Annotated in this window: 17 protein-coding genes; 10 read left to right on the top strand and 7 right to left on the bottom strand. The window is 65.4% G+C overall.

Going from position 1 to position 19665, the window contains the following annotated elements:
* Window positions 1-47: 47 nt before the first annotated feature.
* The gene (locus U0042_RS27715; RefSeq protein WP_114812599.1) at window positions 48-2129 is read right to left on the bottom strand and encodes a glycoside hydrolase family 28 protein; all 2082 of its coding nucleotides are present in this window, start codon (window positions 2127-2129) and stop codon (window positions 48-50) included.
* A 365-nt stretch (window positions 2130-2494) separates the two neighbouring features.
* On the opposite strand from U0042_RS27715, the gene garD reads away from it, so the two are divergent.
* Window positions 2495-4096 (top strand): galactarate dehydratase, encoded by a 1602-nt coding sequence (gene garD, locus U0042_RS27710; RefSeq protein ID WP_114812597.1) that lies wholly within the window; start codon window positions 2495-2497, stop codon window positions 4094-4096.
* A 27-nt stretch (window positions 4097-4123) separates the two neighbouring features.
* Here garD and U0042_RS27705 read toward each other — a convergent pair whose 3' ends face one another.
* The 5 genes from U0042_RS27705 to U0042_RS27685 form a co-directional block, all read right to left on the bottom strand.
* Complete coding sequence (locus U0042_RS27705) at window positions 4124-5035, bottom strand: LysR family transcriptional regulator (protein WP_114812595.1); 912 nt, start codon at window positions 5033-5035, stop codon at window positions 4124-4126.
* A gap of 92 nt (window positions 5036-5127) precedes the next feature.
* Window positions 5128-5364 carry a tautomerase family protein gene (locus tag U0042_RS27700; protein ID WP_114812593.1) on the bottom strand — a complete coding sequence of 79 codons (237 nt, stop codon included), beginning with the start codon at window positions 5362-5364 and terminating at the stop codon, window positions 5128-5130.
* A gap of 101 nt (window positions 5365-5465) precedes the next feature.
* Window positions 5466-6176 (bottom strand): SDR family NAD(P)-dependent oxidoreductase, encoded by a 711-nt coding sequence (locus tag U0042_RS27695; RefSeq protein WP_114812591.1) that lies wholly within the window; start codon window positions 6174-6176, stop codon window positions 5466-5468.
* A gap of 161 nt (window positions 6177-6337) precedes the next feature.
* Complete coding sequence (locus tag U0042_RS27690) at window positions 6338-6850, bottom strand: thioredoxin family protein (protein WP_114812589.1); 513 nt, start codon at window positions 6848-6850, stop codon at window positions 6338-6340.
* 1 nt (window position 6851) lies between these two features.
* A complete protein-coding gene (locus tag U0042_RS27685) occupies window positions 6852-7559 on the bottom strand; it encodes a cytochrome c biogenesis CcdA family protein (RefSeq protein WP_114812587.1) in 708 nt (235 codons plus the stop codon).
* A 208-nt stretch (window positions 7560-7767) separates the two neighbouring features.
* Here U0042_RS27685 and U0042_RS27680 point away from each other — a divergent pair, with 208 nt between their 5' ends.
* The 4 genes from U0042_RS27680 to U0042_RS27665 are packed head-to-tail and all read left to right on the top strand — an operon-like array spanning window position 7768 to window position 10388.
* Window positions 7768-8139, top strand: coding sequence for a GFA family protein (locus tag U0042_RS27680; RefSeq protein WP_114812585.1), 372 nt, complete (start codon window positions 7768-7770; stop codon window positions 8137-8139).
* Window positions 8136-8300, top strand: a complete 165-nt coding sequence (locus tag U0042_RS27675; protein WP_198665358.1) for a hypothetical protein — start codon at window positions 8136-8138, stop codon at window positions 8298-8300. Before U0042_RS27680 ends, U0042_RS27675 begins: the two co-directional genes overlap by 4 nt.
* Before the next feature lie 10 nt (window positions 8301-8310).
* Complete coding sequence (locus U0042_RS27670) at window positions 8311-9054, top strand: response regulator (protein WP_114812583.1); 744 nt, start codon at window positions 8311-8313, stop codon at window positions 9052-9054.
* A gap of 11 nt (window positions 9055-9065) precedes the next feature.
* Window positions 9066-10388 carry an ATP-binding protein gene (locus U0042_RS27665; protein ID WP_114812772.1) on the top strand — a complete coding sequence of 441 codons (1323 nt, stop codon included), beginning with the start codon at window positions 9066-9068 and terminating at the stop codon, window positions 10386-10388.
* Window positions 10389-10509: 121 nt separating this feature from the next.
* On the opposite strand, the gene U0042_RS27660 is transcribed toward U0042_RS27665, so the two are convergent.
* Complete coding sequence (locus U0042_RS27660; protein ID WP_114812581.1) at window positions 10510-11355, bottom strand: DeoR/GlpR family DNA-binding transcription regulator; 846 nt, start codon at window positions 11353-11355, stop codon at window positions 10510-10512.
* 56 nt (window positions 11356-11411) lie between these two features.
* On the opposite strand from U0042_RS27660, the gene U0042_RS27655 reads away from it, so the two are divergent.
* The 5 genes from U0042_RS27655 to U0042_RS27635 all read left to right on the top strand — a co-directional run bounded on the left by U0042_RS27655 (window position 11412) and on the right by U0042_RS27635 (window position 19644).
* Window positions 11412-12017: an NUDIX domain-containing protein gene (locus U0042_RS27655; RefSeq protein WP_114812579.1), complete on the top strand. Its 606-nt coding sequence runs from the start codon at window positions 11412-11414 to the stop codon at window positions 12015-12017.
* A 559-nt stretch (window positions 12018-12576) separates the two neighbouring features.
* Complete coding sequence (locus tag U0042_RS27650; protein ID WP_232833463.1) at window positions 12577-15933, top strand: EAL domain-containing protein; 3357 nt, start codon at window positions 12577-12579, stop codon at window positions 15931-15933.
* Between the two features lie 43 nt (window positions 15934-15976).
* The gene (locus tag U0042_RS27645; RefSeq protein ID WP_232833462.1) at window positions 15977-16606 is read left to right on the top strand and encodes a glycine-rich domain-containing protein; all 630 of its coding nucleotides are present in this window, start codon (window positions 15977-15979) and stop codon (window positions 16604-16606) included.
* Window positions 16607-16997: 391 nt separating this feature from the next.
* Complete coding sequence (locus tag U0042_RS27640) at window positions 16998-17525, top strand: ATP phosphoribosyltransferase regulatory subunit (protein ID WP_232833461.1); 528 nt, start codon at window positions 16998-17000, stop codon at window positions 17523-17525.
* Window positions 17526-17658: 133 nt separating this feature from the next.
* Window positions 17659-19644, top strand: a complete 1986-nt coding sequence (locus tag U0042_RS27635) for an enterotoxin (protein ID WP_114812571.1) — start codon at window positions 17659-17661, stop codon at window positions 19642-19644.
* Window positions 19645-19665 lie beyond the last annotated feature (21 nt).

Genomic DNA, 19665 nt, shown 5'->3' with positions numbered 1-19665 from the left:
TCCTGAGTTGATGCGGCTTGATTGATGCGGCTTGAAAAAGGTTGGCGTCAGCGTGTGTCGACGATGGATGTGTTCCACGTCGTGCCCGCGATCAGCACGTTGGCGAGCGTGATGGCATTGACGTTGAACGCGTAGATGGGGCCCGGCGTGCTTGCCGTGGCGGGGCCCGCCGCGACCGGCGTGCCGAAATCGCAGTTACTGATCGTGACGCCCGAAATGGGCGGGATCGTGGGCGTGGGAGCAGGGCCGTTGTAGTCGAACGCCACCGGTCCCTGCGCCACGATGGCCTGAAAGCACGAGCCGGTCTTGCCGTTCACCGTCACGTTCGACGCGCTCACGTTCGAGATGTGCACGTTCTGCACGAGCGCGGGCCGCGTGCGGATGGCGTCCTTCGAGGGCTGGTAGTCGCAGTCGAACGTGATGAGCCCGCCTTGCGAGGCGGACGGGTTGGCGGCCGTCGCCGTGACCACACCCACCGGCACGCTGCTGTTGATGGGGCTACCCGGCAGCATGCTGCTGCCGTAGCCGCCGCCCGTGAGGCTCACGCCGTTGGGCAGCGACACGCCGTCCACGTAGAAGTCTTTCACGTAGCCGCCGCGATTCATGTTCGTCTTGATGCGGATGGCGATGTTGAGCGGGTTCGTCTCCCAGTTCTGGTTCAGCATGGAGAGATTGCGCGCGTAGATGCGCTGCACGCCGGCGCCCATTTCGCTGCCGAGCGTGATGCCGCCGTGGCCGCTGTTCATCGTGCAGTTCTGGATGACGTGGTCCTGCGCCGGGCCGTATTCGGTGTCCAGATCCTTGCCCGACTTGATGGCGATGCAGTCGTCGCCCGTGTTGAACGTCACGTTTTCACACAGCACGTTGGTGCAGGCGTCCGGGTCGAAGCCGTCGTTGTTGGGGCCGATGCTGTCGGCCGTCACGCCGCGAATCACGACGTTGCGGCACGCGGTGGGATGGTGCTGCCAGAACGGCGTGGCGTTGGTGCGGTAGTTCTCCATGAGCACGTCGGTGCAGCCGATGAACTCCACCATGCAGGGGCGCAGATAGTGACCCAGGCCGAAGATGCGTTTTTCCACCGGCACGCCCGCTTCGGAAAGCGCGGGCAAATAATTCTGATCCTGCTGCCAGGGCGTGACGGGGCTCGTCAGAAGCGCATAGAGCGAATCGCTGATGCCGGGCGCCACGGTGCGCAGGTCTACATTGTTCGGGTTACTAAACGACTGCGAGGGTGTGGATGCATTCATGCATCCATACGCGCCGTTCGATCCTTTCCAGGTCCACCAGCAGGTGCTCGTGTTACCTGTGCCGGCGAACGGCGTCATGGCCTGGCCGTTGAGCACCGAGGTGTCGCCTTCGCCCGTCAGCGCGATATTGCGGCAGTGGTGGGCGTAGACGGGCGCGCCGAAGTTGAGGCAATCGTTCGATTGCCAGCGGCTGTAGTAGAGCTTGCCGTTCGCGCCGCAGTCCACGGGGCCATCTTTCGCGTAGTCGGCCGGGTTGGGGCTGAAGTAGATCGTGCAGTTGCGGCTCAGATGAAAGTTGACGCCGCTTTGCAGGACGATGGGGCCTGCGCAGTACCAGGCGCCCGAGGGCACGACGACGCGACCGCCGCCCGCCGCGTGGCACGCGGCGATGGCGGCGAGAAAGGCGGGGCGCGAGTCGAACGAACCAGGGGCGGGCGTTTTGTCGGCGCCATCGGTGAGCGGCGACTTCGTGGGATCGGTGTAGGGACTCGTGGCGGCCACCACCGTGCAAGGCTGCGCGCCGAACGCGGTGACGTGGAACTCGCGACCGGCGAATGCCGAGCGGCGGATGCCGCGCAGCGACGCGACGATGCGCGTGGCCGCGCCGTCGCGGCCCCAGATCGGATCGCTGCCGTGCGCGGCTGCGTCGGCGACGGCTTGCAGGATGCCGCCGCCCGCGACTGCGCCCGTGGTCGCCGCCTGGGCATTGGCGATGACTTTCGCGCTCGGATCGCTCGAACCGCCGCACGCACCCAGAAGCGCGCTGCCGAGCGCCGCGCCGGTCAAGCCGATGAAGGTGCGACGGGCCGGGTCGGGCGTGTCGGCCTGTCGGCACGCGCTGTCGTGCCGGCCGCCTGCTGTATGACGGGCTGGGTGGGTCACGTCTGTCTCCGGAAAGGCGGTGGGGCCGCGTCGTGGTTCGTCGCTGTCGTCCGCCCTGCGTCAGGGGTTGAAGCGGGTAGTGAAATGGTTATCGGACGACTTTGAAGGCAATGCAATGTTGTAAAACAACGTTGGCAAGTCTAGCCGTGCGGCATGAGGGCGGGACACCTGGTGCTTACCCTGATCTGTTGCCTAGGGTCGTTGCGCGCCTTTTCAGGGTGTGGCGCGACCCGTGTCCCCGTTTTTCGACGATATGCCGAGGCGGCGCGCTGCGCCGGAACGCAGCCACAAAACCGTCACGAACATCCCAAATCCTGTCAGTGATGTTGTAAGATGCCAAACAACTTGAGCCGGGAGCTTGCAGCATGAATCAGCGGTTGAACCTCGCGGGGCGCTACATCCGTGTGCACCCGAACGACAACGTCGGCGTCGTGGTGGACGACGGCGGCCTGCCGCAAGGCGCGGTCTTCCCCGACGGCCTCATGCTGCGCGAAGCCGTGCCGCAAGGGCACAAGGTGGCGCTCGCGGATCTGGCGGCGGGCGACCCGGTACTGCGCTACAACACGGTGATCGGCTACGCGCTCACCGATCTCGCGGCCGGCAGCTGGGTCAACGAACGTACCCTGCGCATGCCCGAGCCGCCCGGCCTCACGGACCTTCCCATCGCCACCCGCGTCGAGACGCTGCCGCCGCTCGAGGGCTACACCTTCGAGGGCTATCGCAACGCCGACGGCTCCGTGGGCACGCGCAACGTGCTGGCCATCACGACCACGGTGCAATGCGTCTCGGGCGTGGTCGAACACGCGGTGCAGCGGATCAAGACCGAACTGTTGCCGCGCTACCCGAACGTGGACGACGTCGTGGGGCTCGAGCACACGTATGGCTGCGGCGTGGCTATCGATGCGCCGGACGCAGTCGTGCCCATCCGTACGCTGCGCAACATCAGCCTGAATCCGAACTTCGGCGGCGAGGTGATGATGGTGAGCCTCGGCTGCGAGAAGCTTCAGCCGGAGCGGCTGATGCCGCCGGGCACGATTCCGATTGCCGCTTCATCGGCCGCTTCATCGGCAAAGGGCGACCACGACGGTGCAGCGCAGAACGCGAACGGCTCGGTGGTGTGTCTGCAGGAGCCCGCGCACGTGGGCTTCCAGTCGATGATCGACTCCATCATGGAAACGGCCGTTGCGCATCTGGAACGGCTCAATGCGCGGCGGCGCGAAACGGTGCCGGCATCGGAACTCGTGGTGGGCATGCAGTGCGGCGGCAGCGACGCGTTCTCGGGGCTCACGGCGAACCCGGCGCTGGGCTTCGCCGCCGACCTGCTCGTGCGCGCCGGCGCCACGGTGATGTTCTCCGAAGTGACCGAAGTGCGCGACGGCATCGCGCAACTCACGGCGCGCGCCGCGAACGCCGACGTGGCGCAGGCCATCGTGCGCGAAATGGCCTGGTACGACAGCTACCTGCAACGCGGGCAGGTGGACCGCAGCGCCAACACCACGCCGGGCAACAAGAAGGGCGGCCTGTCGAACATCGTCGAAAAGGCGATGGGGTCCATTGCGAAGTCGGGCAGCGCGCCTATTACCGGCGTCTTGTCGCCCGGCGAAAAGGCCCGCCAGAAGGGTTTGATCTATGCGGCCACGCCCGCGAGCGACTTCGTGTGCGGCACGCTGCAACTGGCCGCGGGCATGAACCTGCACGTGTTCACGACGGGCCGCGGCACGCCGTACGGGCTCGCCGCTGTGCCGGTGGTCAAGGTGGCCACGCGCAGCGACCTGGCGCGACGCTGGCACGATCTGATGGACATCGACGCAGGCCGCATCGCCACGGGCGCGGCGACCATCGAAGACCTCGGCTGGGAACTGTTCCACTTCATGCTCGACGTGGCGAGCGGCCGGAAGAAAACCTGGGCGGAGCAGTGGAAGCTCGCCAACGCGCTGGTGCTGTTCAACCCGGCGCCGGTGACCTGATCCATCGGCTGCGGCTGCCATGCTTTGCTACGCGCGCAGCTTTTCCATCAGAAAGTCCACGAAGCACCGCACGCGCGAGGACAGATGCCGCGCGTGCGGGTAGAGCAGCACGAACGGCCGCGAGCAGCCGCCGTAATCCTTGAGCACCTCGCGCAGCGTGCCGTCCGCCAGGCCTTCCGCCGCCACGAATCGATAGGTCTGGAAAAGCCCGGCGCCGTGGCGGGCGAGCGTGACGCCCGTGAGCACGTCGCCGGCCGTGCTGTAGCCGCCGCGCGTCGCCATTTCCTGCATGTCGTTCTTATGCCTGAAGAGCCACGGAAGGTTACGGCCCGTGCTGGGCAGCGCGTACTGGATGCACTCGTGATGCACGAGGTCGTCCGGCGTCGCGGGTTTGCCCGCGCGTTTCAGGTAGGCCGGCGAGGCCACCACGACGAGTTCGGCGTCTTCGAGCTTGCGCGCGATCAGGCCCGAGTCGTCGGGCGCACGGCCGCGAATGGCGAGATCGAATCCTTCGTCGGCGAAATCGATGTTGCGGTTGCTCAGATGCGTTTCCACCGTCACGCCCGGAAAGCGCGCGCGGAATTCGGCGAGCAGCGGCAACACGCGGTAGTGGCCGTAAGGCGTCGGCATGCTGATGCGCAGCACGCCGGCAGGCGAACTTTGCTCGCCGGTGACTTCGCGCTCGGCCTCCGCCAGGCGCGCCAGCGCTTCGCGGCATTGTTCGAAGTAGCGGCGGCCCGCGTCCGTGAGGCGAATCTGGCGTGTGGTGCGCACGAAGAGCCGCACGCCGAGCCGCGACTCCAGCCGCGCCACAGACCGGCTCACGGCGGCAGGCGTGACGCTCGCCGCCGTCGCCGCCAACGTAAAGCTTTCCAGTTCCGCCGCGAGACAAAACAGTTCGATGCTGCCGAGCAGCAGGTCTTCGAATTGACGTTGCATCGACTCTCCCACACGGTGCGTGCGGGCAAGAATATCAGGCCGAACGTGAGAGAGCGACGATGCGCACGCGCACACGATCGAGGCGGCCCGCGTTACGGCGCTTTCGCCGCGCGCTGCCTGCGATACGCCTCCACGGGCAAGCCGCCCCAGCCCCAGTTTTCGGTGTTCACTTCCTCGATCACGACGAAGGTCGATTCGAGCGGCTTGTTGAGCACGTCGAGCAGCAGATGACTCACGCCGTGGATCAGCCGGGCCTTTTCCTCTGCCGTGACGGATTCGTTGCCGGGCCTGGTGCCTTCACGAGTCACCTGGATGGTCACGATGGGCATGTCGGACTCCTGAAATGTGGGAACGCCTGTGCGAACAAACGGGGTAACGACGGACGCCGCGGAGGCGCCCGGTGATGCAGGTAAAGCCTGTCGAAAGGGGCTCAGTGGCCGGCGCTCTGGCCGCCGTCCACGTGCAGGATCTCGCCCGTTACGAACGGCGCGGCGTCGAGAAACAGCACCGCGTCGACGATGTCGCGCATCTCGCCCATGTGGCCCATCGGATGAAGCGCGTCCAGCGCCTCGTGCGTTTCGGGCGCGTGCATCGGCGACTTGATGATGCCAGGCGACACCGCGTTCGCACGAATGCCTTTCTTCGCGTACTCGATGGCAAGCGACTTCGTAGCGGCGTTGATGCCGCCCTTCGTGAGCGAGGCCAGCACCGAAGGCACGCCTTGAATCGCGTGGTCGACGAGGCTCGTCGTAATGCTCACCACGTGGCCGCTGCCCTGCTTTTCCATTTCCGCCACGGCGAGTTGCGTGATGTGAAAGAAGCCGGCCACGTTCACGCCCATCACTGACGCGTAGTCCTCGGCCGTGTATTGCGTGAAGGGCTTTGCGACGAACACGCCGGCGTTGTTCACGAGCGTATCGATGCGGCCGAAGCGGTTGAGCGCTTCGGCCACGACGCGGTGGGCCGTTTGCGGGTCGGCAATGTCGCCTTGCACGGCGGCGATGTTGGGGTCGTCCGTGGGCTGGATGGAACGGGCGGTCGCGACCACGCGGTAGTCGAGCTTGCGGAACGCCTTGACGATTTCCGAGCCGATGCCTTGCGATGCGCCGGTAACGACGACGACTTTTTGCTGCGTTGCCATGATGAGTTCTCCAAAGATGAGAGTCTGGGAAAGCTGATCGGAGCACGGCTCCGATGGGTGCTCAATCTAGGCGCATTGCCGCGAAGTTCGAACACCCGTCATGGACAAACAGTCTTGCGTCGCCGTCATAAGTGAGTCGGGCATCGTGCGCGCCGGCCACCTCAGTCCTTTTCCGCCAGCGCGTGCTGAATGGCGGCTTCGGTCTGCGCGTAGTCGCCTTCACCGAAATGCGAATAGACGATGCGCCCCTTGCGATCCACCAGATAGAACGCCGGCCAGTACTGGTTGCCCCAGGCGTTCCACGTGGCGTACTCGTTGTCCTGCGCGACCGGATACGAAATGCCGAAGCGACTGATCGCGGTCTTCACGTTGCCCGTATCACGCTCGAACGGGTACTCGGGCGTATGCACGCCGATCACGGCGAGCCCCTGATTCCGGTACTTTTCGTTCCATTGCTTCACGTAGGGCAGCGTGTGAATGCAGTTGATGCAGGTGTAGGTCCAGAAGTCCACCAGCACCACCTTGCCGCGTAGCTGCTGCATGGTGAGCGGCGGGCCGTTGAGCCAGTTGTCGATGCCCCTGAATTCGGGCGCGGTGGCCGCGGCCGCATGGCCGAGGACCGGAAGCGTGGCGAGCACGGCCGCGGCCGTGAGGGTTTTGATCCGGTTGAGCATGTCAGAGTCCTTTCAATGAAGGGAAGAAGCTGGAGAGATAAGCCACGACGAGCGTGTCGTACTGGAAATAGATCGCGGCGGCGGTGAGGATCACGAGCACGCCGAACACCTGTTGCAGACGCTGCGCGTGACGCGCGATGGCTCGCGACTGGCGCAGCGCGTACTGCCCGCCATAGAGAATGCCGAGCATCGGAATGGCCGCGCCTGCGGCGTAGAGCGTGAGCAGCAGCGCCGACCACTGAAGGTCCTGCGCCTTCACGACCAGCACCAGAATGGAGGCGAGCACGGGGCCGGCACAGGGCGTCCATACCGCGCCGAGCGACATGCCCAGCACGAAGCCGCTTGCATTGCCCGCTCCGCTCGCAGCGTGACTGTTGCTGCCCACGCTTTGCAGCCACGTCATGCGGGCCATCAGCCATTCGAACGGGCGAGGCCACAAACGCAGGAATCCGAACAATGCGAGCAGGGCCGTCGCGGTATCGCGCAGGGCCTGCTGCGCGATGTGGACTGTGCTCGACACGGCCCCCAGCAGCAGCGCGAACGACGCGAAGCTGAGCACGAAGCCCGCGATCACGAAGAGCGGCCGTGCGCGCGCCGGCCGCTCGACAGCGGTGCCGAGCAGAACGGGCATCACGGGCAGCACGCACGGCGAAGCGATGGTGAAGAGGCCCGCAAGCAGGGCGAGCAGCGGTTCGAGTGGGGCATGCATGGTGGGCGTCCGGTGGATGACATGGCCCCATTGGACCGCTTGGGCGTATCGCGCTTGTGTCGTGAGGCGGCCCCGAATGCAATGTGTTGTGTCTGTGTACGACGCAGATACAGTGCGATACAAAGCACCCCGGACAGTGTGCGGCGGTTGCGTTATAAAGCTCGCGTTGCCTGATTCAATTGCCCACTCACTCGACGCGGAGCGCGACATGAACGAGAGTCTGTACAAGGGCGCCTGCCACTGCGGCGCCGTGAAATTCGAAGTGCGGGCCGCCATCACGCCCGCGATGCGCTGCAATTGCAGCCTGTGCCGCCGCCGCGGCGCGCTGATGAGCCCGGCGTTCGATGCGGATCTGCTGACGATCGTGCAGGGCGAAGACGCCGTCACGCGCTACGAATTCAACACGCACATCGCGAAGCATTACTTCTGTCGTCACTGCGGCATCTATCCGTTTCATCAGACGCGGCTCGATCCGCTGCGCTGGCGCGTCAATATCGGGTGTCTGGAAGGCGTGGACCCGTATGCGCTGGAATGCTCGGTCTCCAATGGCGCAAGCCTTTCGGTGGTGGAGGACGCATGAAACGGCTGGTGGCGATGATCCTCTTTGCGGCCGGGGGCTTTACGACGGAAGTCGCGCATCCGGTGTACTGTTCGCTGCTGGTTCAAAGCCGGCCGCGCATGGAGCGCGAACGAAAGCGCCAGCCGGACCTGGACAGCGCCAACACAGACAGCAGGACATGAGGACCACGCCATGACCGAAAAGCCGGACCACATTCTGATCGTGGACGACGATCGCGGCATTCGCGAGCTTGTGGGTACCTATCTCGAAAAGAACGCCATGCGCGTGTCGCTCGCGGCGAACGGACGCGAGATGCGGGCGGCGCTCGAATACGGCGCGCCGGACCTCATCGTGCTCGATCTCATGATGCCGGGCGAGGACGGGCTCGTGCTGTGCCGCGAACTGCGCGCGGGCAAGTTCCGCACGGTGCCGGTGCTGATGCTCACGGCGCGCAACGAGGAAACGGACCGCATCGTCGGCCTCGAAATGGGCGCCGACGACTATCTGCCCAAGCCGTTTGCGGTGCGCGAACTGCTTGCGCGCATCCGCTCCGTGCTGCGCCGCACGCGCATGCTGCCGCCCGGCATGCAGGTGACCGAGGCCGCGGACATACTCGCGTTCGGCGACTGGCGGCTTGACACCACGGCGCGCCACCTGCTCGATGCGGAAGGCACGATGGTGGCGCTGAGCGGCGGCGAGTACCGTCTGCTGCGCGTATTTCTCGACCATCCGCAACGGGTGCTCACGCGCGACCAGTTGCTGAATCTCACGCAGGGCCGCGAGGCCAACGCGTTCGACCGTTCCATCGACCTGCTCGTGAGCCGGCTGCGGCAACGCTTGCGCGACGAGGCGCGCGAGCCGCGCTACATCAAGACCTTGCGCAGCGAGGGCTACGTGTTCTCCGCCACGGTGACGGTCGTGGAAGCGCGGTCATGAGCGCGGGCGCCATGAAGTTCGACCGCCTGCTGCACTGGCCTCGCACGCTGTTCGCGCGCGTCGCGCTGATTCTTTGCGTCGGTCTCGCGCTGGCGCAAGGGCTCTCGTTCTGGCTCACCATGACCGAGCGCGACGAGTCCACCACGAACATGATGATGGGCTACATCGAGCGCGAGGTCGCCAGCTCCGTCGCGCTACTCGACCATCTTCCGGCCGACGAGCGCGAGCAATGGCTGCCGCGTCTCGCGCGACGCAGCTACCAGTTCGTGCTGGGCCAGGGCGTGAGCGGCGAGCCGGTGAACGCGCGTCTTTCGGCGCGCGTCGAGCAGTCCATTACAGCGGGCATCGGCAAGTCGTATCACGTCACGGCGAACGCGCTGCCGGGCGAACGCGAACATCTGCAGGTCCACTTGCAGCTGAGCGACGGCAGCCCGTTGACCATCGACATTCATCCCATGTACGGCACGCCGCTGTCGCAATGGCTGCCCGCGGTGCTCGTGCTGGAGTTCACGGTGCTCGGCGCGGGCTGCTGGTTTGCGGTGCGGCACGCGGCGCGACCGCTGGCGCAACTGGCCGAGGCGGCCGACGCGCTCGGCCCCGACCTCAAGGCCGTGCCCGTGCCCGAGGACGGCCCCTCCGAAGTGGCGCGCGCGGCCAAAGCGTTCAACGCGATGCAAAAGCGCATCGCCACGTACACCGCGGAGCGCATGCAGATTCTCGCTGCCATCTCGCACGATTTGCAGACGCCGATCACGCGTCTGCGTTTGCGCGTGGACGTGATGGACGAGAGCGACGAGGCCGCGAAGATGCGTCAGGATCTGCTTGAAATGGAGAGCCTCGTGAAAGAAGGCGTGGTCTACGCGCGCACGCTGCATGGCGCGACGGAGACGGCGCGGCGCATCGATCTGGATGCGCTGCTCGACAGCCTGGTCTGCGATTACGTGGATGCGGGCCAGGCGGTCGTGCTCGAACGCCGCCTGCCCGTGGCGGTGGTGGCGCGTCCGGAGGCACTGCGGCGCATTATCGGCAACCTCGTCGACAACGCATTGAAGTTCGGCGGTTCGGCGACGCTCGATGTGGCGCGAAACGCCGAGGGCAGCGTCAGCATCACCGTGTCCGATCGTGGTCCCGGCATTCCGGAGGAACTGCTGGAGCAGGTGTTCGAGCCGTTCTATCGCGTGGAAAACTCGCGCAATCGCCACACGGGCGGCACGGGACTCGGGCTGGCCATCGCGCGGCAGCTCACCCTGGCGCTGGATGCGACGCTCACGCTGCGCAATCGTGCCGATGGTGGCGGACTGGCCGCCACCCTGACGCTGAAGGCGTCGGGTTGAATGCTTGCTGGGCGCGAGTGCATACGTGCCGGTTTGCCCGGCCGGCGTTGCTTTTGACCGCTTCTTTCAATCCGCTTCCCGCAGTTTCGACATGAGGCACGAAGCGTGCTCGCCGGGAACGTCAGGCACGTAGCACGGTCACGCCGGCCCGTTCGATCGGTTCGGTCAACTTCGCGTCGGTGCGGGCCTCGACGATGACCGATTGCGCGAGTCCGATCTCGCCGATCCGGTAGGGGGATGCCGCGTTGAGTTTCGCCGCGGACGCGAGCACCACGGTTTCCGCCGCCCGCGCTGCCAGTGCGCGCTTGATCGCGGCCTCTTCGAAGTCGCCGGTCGTGAGCCCCGCGGTGGGATGAACGCCCGTCACGCCCATGAAGTAGATGTCCGCGTGTATCTGCGATATCGCTTCGGCCGCCGCGGCGCCCACGCTCACGATGGAATGCTTGTAGAGCCGCCCGCCGATCAGGATCACCTCCACCGACGGGTGCTCCACCAACGCCACGGCCACGCTCGGGCTATGCGTGACGACCGTTGCCTCGAGGTCGGCGGGAAGGCCGCGAACCAGCAGCGCCGAGGTGGTGCCGCCGTCCACGATCACGACCTGGCGCGGCACGATCATCTGCGCGGCACGCTTCGCAATACGGCGCTTGGCGGCGGACTCCATGTCCTCGCGTTGGGCGAACGGTGCCGTGGCGGGCGAGGCCGGCAGCGCGCCGCCGTGCACGCGCTGGAGCAGCCCTTCGGCGGCCAGCTCGCGCAGGTCGCGGCGCACGGTGTCTTCGGATACGCAAAAGGTTGCGCTCAGTTCGCCTGCCAGCACCTGGCCGTCGCGCTCGAGCGCGTCGAGAATGGCTTTCTTGCGTTGACTCGTCAGCATGAGATGAACCGGAAGGACGTGCAGCAAAGTGCCGGCACGATAATCAATGCACGAAATTTCTTGATATTGCACGAAACTGCACGTTACCATGGGATTCAAGCGCTGTCGAATGAAGGGCACTCATGAGGAGGCAACCCGTGAAGTCGATGAACGATAGAGCAGGCAACGATCGGGTTCGGATCGTCGATACCACCGTGCTGTCGGACGACTGGTATGTGCTGAAAAAAATCACGTTCGACTTCCTTCGCCGCGACGGCACGTGGCAGCGGCAAAGCCGCGAAACATACGATCGCGGCAACGGCGCGACGATCCTGCTGCACAACCCTGCCACCGGCAATATCGTGCTGACGCGCCAGTTCAGGATGCCGGCGTTCGTGAACGGCCACGACGGCATGCTGATCGAGGCGGCGGCCGGTCTGCTCGATAGCGCCACGCCGGAAGAGCGCATTCGCGCGGAAGCGGAGGAAGAAACCGGCTACCGCGTCCGCCACATCCGCAAAGTGTTCGAAGCGTTCATGAGTCCCGGTTCAGTGACGGAAAAACTGCACTTCTATGTAGGCGAGTACGACGCCTCGATGCGCGTGGGCGACGGCGGTGGCCTCGAACATGAAGGCGAGGACGTGGAAGTGATGGAAATGCCGTTGCGCGCTGCGCTGGACCTCGTGCAGCAGGGCGGCATCGTGGACGGCAAGACGATCATGCTGCTGCAACATCTTGCATTGGAGGAACTGAAGCAGCGCCACGAGATATGAACGATAAACGACACGTGGGCGGCGGCGAATAAGCGGGGCTGGAATAAATGCGGGAGGTAATCGGAAAATACTGCCGATCGAATTTAAAATGAACTACGTAAATCAACCATACACGGCGTAGGGAATAACGGATAACCGATAATTACCCAGCATAGACGCGGCATTTTCTGACATGTATCAAACGGTGCCCCGTGCGCCATCCGTTATAAACGCGCCAGTGATCCAGTGACGTACGGTTCACGGCCGCTTTCGAACTTTCTTTATAGGGGTTCGCGATAGGTGGTGAAGCGGAGATTTTCCGCTACGCTTCATACTCGCGGTTCTCATGAATTCCGTGAAAATAGCTGCCCTGTTTCTCCGCCGCACTGAATAGAAAAACGGATCGCAGTCCGGTCCTTTCCGGTCCTGTCCGGTCCTGTTACGCACGCCCCTCCACTCAGGCATTTCCGCCGGTATTTCAACGGTTGTTTCAGCGCTATGTGTGCATGGCCGCGCGTGCCGTGCGCACAGCGGCTTCGCGCTGCGAATGACCGTTCGTGCAGAAAGTGCGGGAGCCGATGTGCGCGAATTCTGGGGTCGTTATTTTCGTCCGCTTCACCGAGCCGGAGCCGCAGGCCTTTCTCTTGGCGTGCTGCTCGCCGGCATTGCCATTACGGCCGCCGTTTATCTGATCAGCGTCGATCTGATTCAGCGGGAGGCGCGTCTGCGTTTCAGTGCCGATACCGCGGACATCCAGCAGAAAATCGGCACGCGCGTGCGCTTGTATTCCGACGTGCTCGTCACGATGCAGGCGCTCTTTAGCGCGAGCGACGACATTTCGCGCACCGAGTTTCGCGATTTCGTCAACGGGTTAAATCTGCCTGACCGGTATCCCGGTTTTCAGACACTCAATTACGCCGCGTACGTTCGCGACGAAGATGTCGCGGAGTTCATCGCCCTGCAACGGGTCGACCCCATACTGCGCGCCGCCCGCACGGATTTCGCGATTCGGCCGCCTGGCCGGCGTCCCGCGTATTTCGTGCTGACCTATGTGGAGCCGCTGCAGGACAATCTGCCTTCGGTGGGGCTCGATCTCGGCGTGGAGCCGGGGCGGCTCGCGGCGCTGGCGCGGGGTCGCGATACCGGCGAGCCCGTCAGTAGCGGCCGTCTGATCTTCGCGCAGAGCACGCATCCGCATATCGGCATTGCGTTGCGGCTGCCTGTGTACCGCCGCGGCATGCCGCACGACACCGTGGCGGAACGGCGGCTTGCCTACATCGGGTCCGTGGGCGCCGGCATCCGGCTCAACGATCTGATGGCGGGGCTGCTCGCGGCCAACACGTCGAAGGCGATACGCCTGCGCATCTACGAAGCGGGCCGGCTCGACGAACCGGCCGTGCTGCCGTCCACTGCCACGTTGCTGTTCGACAGCGCCAGTCCAAACGCGAGCGGCGAGACGAACATGGCCGCTTCCGCCGCGGCCGTTTCTGCCACGAACGCAAACCCGGCCGCTCTCAACCACGAATGGACGACAAGCGTCGTGCAACCGTTCGGCGGCCGCCGCTGGCTGCTCGTCGTCACGGTTGATCCCGTCGCGCTTGCCGGCACGCAACGGATGCTGCCGCGGTCTGCCGCGCTGGCAGGTGTCGTCATCAGTCTGCTGCTCGCGGGCCTCGCGTATTCGCTCGCCACGTCGCGCGTGCGCGCCGTGCGGCTCGCGGAACGCATCACCGGCACGCTGCGCGAGAGCGAGAGGGCGCGTGCCGAAGCGCAGCGCACGGCGCATCTCGGCGACTGGCAGGTCGATGCCGAGGGCGGGGCCGTTCATCTGTCCACGGAAATGGCGCGCCTGCTCGGCTGGCGTGGCGACAGCGCGAGCGTCGACCACCTGCTCGCCGCAATCGATCCGCACGATCGCGCGGCGCTTGTCGTGCACGCGAGAAAGACGCTGCGTACGGGCGAGCCGTTCGAACTCGAATGCCGCTATCGGTCCATGCGCGGCCGGCGCGGCTGGCTGCAACTGATCGGCCGCCCCTATGGGGCGCAGGAGCGGCGCGCGCTGCGCGGCACCGCGCTCGAAATCACGTCGCGCAAGCTCGCCGAACGCACGCGGCAGCTCGAGCACGCCATTTCGCTGAAGCTCGCGACCGCGACGAGCGAAGCCGCGGTCATCCAGCAGATCGTCGATACGCTGGCCGAGGGCATGGAATGGGACGCCGGCGCCTTCTGGCCCGATACGTCGGGGCAGACGCCCGCGCTTTCGGTGGCTTTGCATGCGCGCGAGGATGAACTCGGGCAGTGGTTGTTGTCGCGTCCCGCGGGCTTGCGGCGGCAAAGCGCCTGGGACGCCGGGCAACCCTGCTGGCGCTCCGGCCGCAAGGCGTTGTCGCGATTGCCGCACGCGGCCTGGCTCGCCGCGGGCGGCGTGACGACGGTGTTCGCCTTCGGCATTCGCGCGGGCGCCACGACGCTTGGCGTGGCGGAATTCTATGCGCGCGAACGTCGGCCCTCGGAGTCGAATGCGCTGGCGATGGCGGGCTCCGTTGCGATCCAGACGTGTCATTTTCTGCAGCGCCGCCAGGCGGAAGACACGCTGCGTTTTCTCGCGACGCACGACGTCCTCACCGGATTGCCGAATCGGCTCATGTTTCGCGAGCGTCTGGAAGAAGTGCTCGCACGCGCACGTTGCGACGAGACCGCTTTTCACGTGCTGTTCATCGACCTCGACGAATTCAAGGACGTGAACGATCTGCTCGGTCACAACGCCGGCGATCTGCTGTTGCGCGCCGTCGCCGAGCGTCTGCGCGGACAGGTCGCCGCGCCTCGCGACATCGCGCGCCTGGGCGGCGACGAATTCGTCATGCTGGTGGAAGAGCCGCGTGGCACAGCGTTCGACATCCGTTGCACGGTCGACGCGATTCACGCCACGCTCGAACAGCCTTTCGCCGTGAGCGGACGGCAGCTCGCGGTGACGGCGAGCATCGGCATCGCCTCGTATCCGGGCGACGGCGACGACGTGCAAACGCTGCTCAAGCACGCGGACATCGCCATGTACGGTGCGAAGGAGCAGGGCCGCAACACCTGGCAGCTGTACGCGCGGCAGATGAGCACGTCTTTGCAGCAGCGCATCGAAATGGAATCGCACCTGCGCCGCGCCGTGGACAACGGCGAACTCGTGCTCTATTACCAGCCGCGCATTTCGTTGCGCACGAACCGCTGCACGGGCGTCGAGGCGCTCGTGCGCTGGCGTCATCCCACGCTCGGGCTCGTCGCGCCCATGGCCTTCATTCCGCTGGCGGAACAGACCGGGGCGATCGTGCAGATCGGCGCATGGGTGCTGCGCGAAGCGTGCCGTCAGAACGCCGCGTGGCTCGCGAGCGGCCTTGCGCCCGTGCGCGTCGCGGTCAATCTTTCGGCGCGCCAGTTCTCGAACAAGGACCTGCATCGCGAGATCATGGCCGCGCTCGCCGATGCGCAATTGCCGGGCGAACTGCTCGAACTCGAACTCACCGAGAGCATGGTGATGCGCCACGCGGAGCAGGCCGCGGCGTGGCTCTCCAACCTCAAGCGCACGGGCGTGCGCCTGTCCATCGACGACTTCGGCACCGGTTATTCGTCGCTCGCCTACCTGAACCGCTTTCCGATCGATACGGTCAAGATCGACCGCTCGTTCATTCACGACATACCCGCAAGCAGAAGCGACGCACAGATCACGAGCGCGGTGATCGCGCTGGGTCACGGTCTTGGCCTCGAAGTGGTGGCCGAAGGCGTGGAGACCGAGGCGCACGTCGAATTCCTGCGCAAGGAAGGCTGCGATGAAGTGCAGGGCTACTTCTACAGCCGCCCGATTCCCGCGAGCGAGATGACGCTGTTCCTGAAACGCTGGCAGGACCGCGGCCGCGCCGACGTGCGACCGCTGCAATCCCGGCGCGCTTGAAGCGAAAGCCAAGGCGCGTCTTACTGACGAAAGGAGTGGGACCATGCATGAGCAAGAGGCAGACGTAGCACGGATGTGGCTGGCGATCGATGCACTCGACTTTGCGCGGATGAAGGCCAAGCTGCTGCACCGGCGCGACGGGCAGTGGACGCCTGAAACAGTGGCGCGCGCCGAGGCGGGCTACCGCCAGTTCCTGAAGCTCGCGGCGCAGTATCCGGACACGGCCATCGTACCGAGCGAAGAAGTGGACCAGTTCTGGCACGCGCACATTCTGGACACGAAGCGCTATGCGAACGACTGCGAGCGCATCTTCGGTTTCGTGCTGCATCACAACCCGTATGTGGGCATCGACGGCGCGGACGACGAGGCGCGCCTGTTCGAACTGGCGTCCGCCACTGGTGCACTGATGGAACGGACGTTCGGTACAGCGGCACAGGAACAGGCGCAGGCTGCGGCGTATTGCGCGGTGACGCCGGGTGCGCAGGCCCAACCTGCGTATTGCGCGATCACGCCGGGAGTCGAGGCCCAGGCCGCGTATTGCGCCGTTACGCCGAACGCGGAAGCGAAACCGGCTTACTGCGCGATCGCGCCCGGCGTGCAGGCCGCGCCGCCGGCTTACTGCGCGATTACACCGTCGCAGGGGCAAGGCGACGGGGTGCAGACGCGGCATTGACCGCATTGAACGGGCCGGGCGCGCGGCGTCGCATACCTGCGCGCCCGTTTGCAAAACGAGACGGGTGTGCGAATATCTGCGCCATGGAACTACGTAACGTCCCCTTCGGTAGGCATCATCGCGGCAGCCCCACCGGCGCGCCGCCACTCGTTACGTCCATAGCGCGGAAAGGAAAGCGTTCCTGAATTTCCCTTCCCGCACGAGCGAAAGGCGCCTTCCCGGCGCCTTTTTTATTTTTGCCCTTGTTTTTCAGCTTATTTTCGTGAGGAACCGAACATGACCATGATCCGTGGAACCCGTTTCGTCGTAGGCGAGGAAGCCGCCCGCATGCGTGCACTGGAAAACCGCTTCCGGAGCTATCTTCATTGAGGCCGGCGCGGAGGAGGCCATCGTGCCCGCCCTGTGGTCGCAGGACACCTTCGTCCAGAAAGCCGGCGGCAGCGAGATCATCGGCCAGATGTGGGCCTTCGACGACAAGAAGGGGCGTCCGTGCTGCCTGATTCCCGAGGCGACTGCGCTTTTTCAGGAGCAGTGCGCGACGCTGCTCGCGCGGCGGCAAGAGCGGCTGCTGTTCTATGTGGCGCGATGCTACCGCTACGAGCGGCCTCAGGCGGGCCGCTATCGTGAGTTCTGGCAGCTCGGATTCGAATGCCTGAGCCGCGACACCCAACGCGCGCTGGAGCGTAGTCAGGTTATTGCGAGCGGCTTTCTCGACTCGCTGGGACTGCGCTACGAACTGGACGACGCAGCACGCCGGGGACTCAGCTACTACCTGGACGGACGCGGCTTCGAGATGCGTTGTCGCGAACTCGGCGCGCAGCAGCAGGTGGCAGGAGGCGGCGCGTATCGAGAGGGCGCGGGCTTCGGCATAGGAGCGGAGCGCGTGCTGCTCGCGCTATCGGCGCAAGGGCTCGCGTAGCTTCGGCCAGGCCCGGACCGCATGCACAACGCGCCTGCGGTCCGCCGCGCGCCTCGCTTCAGGTCACGTGACGGCGATATCATCGGCAAGCGGTCTCACGTCACACCTCAATGCTCTCCAGGACGCTTGCGCCATGCCACCGAACGCCACCTCGTCTTCGTTGTTCGCGATGTCCTCGTGGTCGGGCACGCCGGCGTTTCAGGCCGGTAGCGAGCGGCAGAGCTTCGGCAACGCCGCGATTGCGATGAGCTGGCGCGTGGTCGACACGCGCCTTTGCGACTTCGCGCTCGTGGACCGTTTGCATGCCCGCACGCTTACGCTCAGCACGCCGTTCGCGCTCACGCTCGCCGATGGTCGTGTGCTCGACATGCGCGATCTCACGTTGCTCGCGTCGCCGAGCGAAGAAACGCTCGAGGCGAATCCATCGGCCTCGTGCCTCGCCGGGCAGATCGCCGGCAAACGCATTGTCGCGACCTTGACCGACGACGAAGCGCGCTTTCTCGTTCGCTGGAGCGTCGAACAACGCGACGGTTCGTCGTATCTGCGCGAGCGTGTGTCGATCACAGCGTTGAAGCGGGACGAACCCGTCGTGAACGTCGCCATGCTCGGCATCGACGGCGTCTGTGCCAGGCATGCGACCGAGGCCGGGGAGGGGCTCGACGGCGTGCCCGTCATCGTGGGCGACGTCTATCTGGGGATCGAACTGCCGCGCGCGCAGAATCGCGCGCGCAACGGCGCGGTGACGCTCACGGTTTCGCGCGCACTGCCGCTCAGCAAGGACAAGACCGTCGAGTACAGCGCGGTCGCGGGCGTGGCGCGCAGCGGGCAGATGCGCCGCGACTTCGCTGCCTACGTCGAACGCGAGCGGGCGCATCCGTACCGTCCGTTTCTGCACTACAACAGCTGGTACGACATCGGCTATCTGACGCCGTACACCGCGAAGCAGGCGGTTGAACGCATCGAAACGGTGGGGCGCGAACTGCATGCGAGGCGCGACGTGCATATCGACTCGTTCATGTTCGACGACGGTTGGGACGACCTGAGCGGTAGCTGGCATTTCAGCCGTGATTTTCCGCAAGGCTTCGTGCCGCTACGCGAGGCCGCCGCGCGCTTCGGCGCCGCGCCCGGCGTGTGGCTCTCGCCGTGGGGCGGCTATTGCGAACCGCGCGAGGCGCGCGTTGCGCGAGGTGCCGCGAGCGGTTACGAGGTGGTCGATCGAGGCTTTGCGCTTTCGGGGCCGAACTATTACGCGCGTTTTCACGAGGTGGTGATGACGCTGCTCGGCACGCATGGGGTCAATCACTTCAAGTTCGACGGCACAGGCAATGCGGACCACGTCGTGCCAGGCAGCCGCTTCGACAGCGACTGGGACGCGGCGATTCATTTGATCGAAGACATTCGCGCGGCAAAGCCGGAGACCTTCATCAATCTGAGCACCGGCACGCATCCGTCGCCGTTCTGGCTGCGCTTTGCGGACACGATCTGGCGCGACGGCGCGGATCACGGCTTCGCGGGCACGGGCTGCGACCGCGAGCGCTGGATCACGTATCGCGATGCGCAGACGTATCGCAACGTCGTTGTTCGAAGTCGACTGTTTCCGCTCAATTCGCTGATGCTGCACGGGATCATCTGCGCGCAGCATTGCAAAGGGCTGGAGGCGCCGCAAGGCGAAGCCTTCGCGCACGAGGTGCGCTCGTTCTTCGCGGGCGGCACGCAATTGCAGGAGCTTTATGTCACGCCGTCGCTTCTCGCGGAGCGCGACTGGGACGTGCTCGCGCAAGCAGCCCGATGGGCGCGCGGCAATGCGGACGTGTTGCGCGATACGCACTGGATCGGCGGCGCGCCCGACGCGCTGGAGGTCTATGGTTGGGCCGCGTGGTCTCCGCGGCGTGCCATCGTGACGCTACGCAATCCTGATCAGCACATGCAGCGCTTCGTGCTGGATCTGCGCGAAGCGCTGGCGTTGCCCGATGGCGCCGCGACGCATTTCGAAGTACACGAGCCGCCATGGGGTGGTGCGCACATACGGTCGATGCCGGGCAAGGTGGAGGCGGACCAGCCGCTCGCGTTCAAGCTTGAGCCCTTCGAGGTGCTCACAGTCGAGTTCGCCGTGCCGTAGGTGTGCGGTAGGTGTGTCGTA

It is taken from the genome of Paraburkholderia kururiensis, assembly GCF_034424375.1.
Taxonomy (GTDB): Bacteria; Pseudomonadota; Gammaproteobacteria; order Burkholderiales; family Burkholderiaceae; genus Paraburkholderia; species Paraburkholderia kururiensis_A.
The sequence above is the reverse complement of the archived record's forward strand: the minus strand, read 5'-3'. Positions and strand labels throughout refer to the sequence as shown.

What these genes read in the sequence shown, in the direction of transcription:
- U0042_RS27680 (WP_114812585.1), top strand. Translation starts at nt 7,768, where the DNA reads ATGAACGAGAGTCTGTACAAGGGCGCCTGCCACTGCGGCGCCGTGAAA.
- U0042_RS27690 (WP_114812589.1), bottom strand. Translation starts at nt 6,850, where the DNA reads ATGCTCAACCGGATCAAAACCCTCACGGCCGCGGCCGTGCTCGCCACG.
- U0042_RS27675 (WP_198665358.1), top strand. Translation starts at nt 8,136, where the DNA reads ATGAAACGGCTGGTGGCGATGATCCTCTTTGCGGCCGGGGGCTTTACG.
- U0042_RS27635 (WP_114812571.1), top strand. Translation starts at nt 17,659, where the DNA reads ATGCCACCGAACGCCACCTCGTCTTCGTTGTTCGCGATGTCCTCGTGG.
- U0042_RS27685 (WP_114812587.1), bottom strand. Translation starts at nt 7,559, where the DNA reads ATGCATGCCCCACTCGAACCGCTGCTCGCCCTGCTTGCGGGCCTCTTC.
- U0042_RS27670 (WP_114812583.1), top strand. Translation starts at nt 8,311, where the DNA reads ATGACCGAAAAGCCGGACCACATTCTGATCGTGGACGACGATCGCGGC.
- U0042_RS27700 (WP_114812593.1), bottom strand. Translation starts at nt 5,364, where the DNA reads ATGCCCATCGTGACCATCCAGGTGACTCGTGAAGGCACCAGGCCCGGC.
- U0042_RS27645 (WP_232833462.1), top strand. Translation starts at nt 15,977, where the DNA reads ATGCATGAGCAAGAGGCAGACGTAGCACGGATGTGGCTGGCGATCGAT.
- U0042_RS27705 (WP_114812595.1), bottom strand. Translation starts at nt 5,035, where the DNA reads ATGCAACGTCAATTCGAAGACCTGCTGCTCGGCAGCATCGAACTGTTT.
- U0042_RS27695 (WP_114812591.1), bottom strand. Translation starts at nt 6,176, where the DNA reads ATGGCAACGCAGCAAAAAGTCGTCGTCGTTACCGGCGCATCGCAAGGC.
- garD (WP_114812597.1), top strand. Translation starts at nt 2,495, where the DNA reads ATGAATCAGCGGTTGAACCTCGCGGGGCGCTACATCCGTGTGCACCCG.
- U0042_RS27660 (WP_114812581.1), bottom strand. Translation starts at nt 11,355, where the DNA reads ATGGTAACGTGCAGTTTCGTGCAATATCAAGAAATTTCGTGCATTGAT.
- U0042_RS27655 (WP_114812579.1), top strand. Translation starts at nt 11,412, where the DNA reads ATGAACGATAGAGCAGGCAACGATCGGGTTCGGATCGTCGATACCACC.
- U0042_RS27665 (WP_114812772.1), top strand. Translation starts at nt 9,066, where the DNA reads ATGAAGTTCGACCGCCTGCTGCACTGGCCTCGCACGCTGTTCGCGCGC.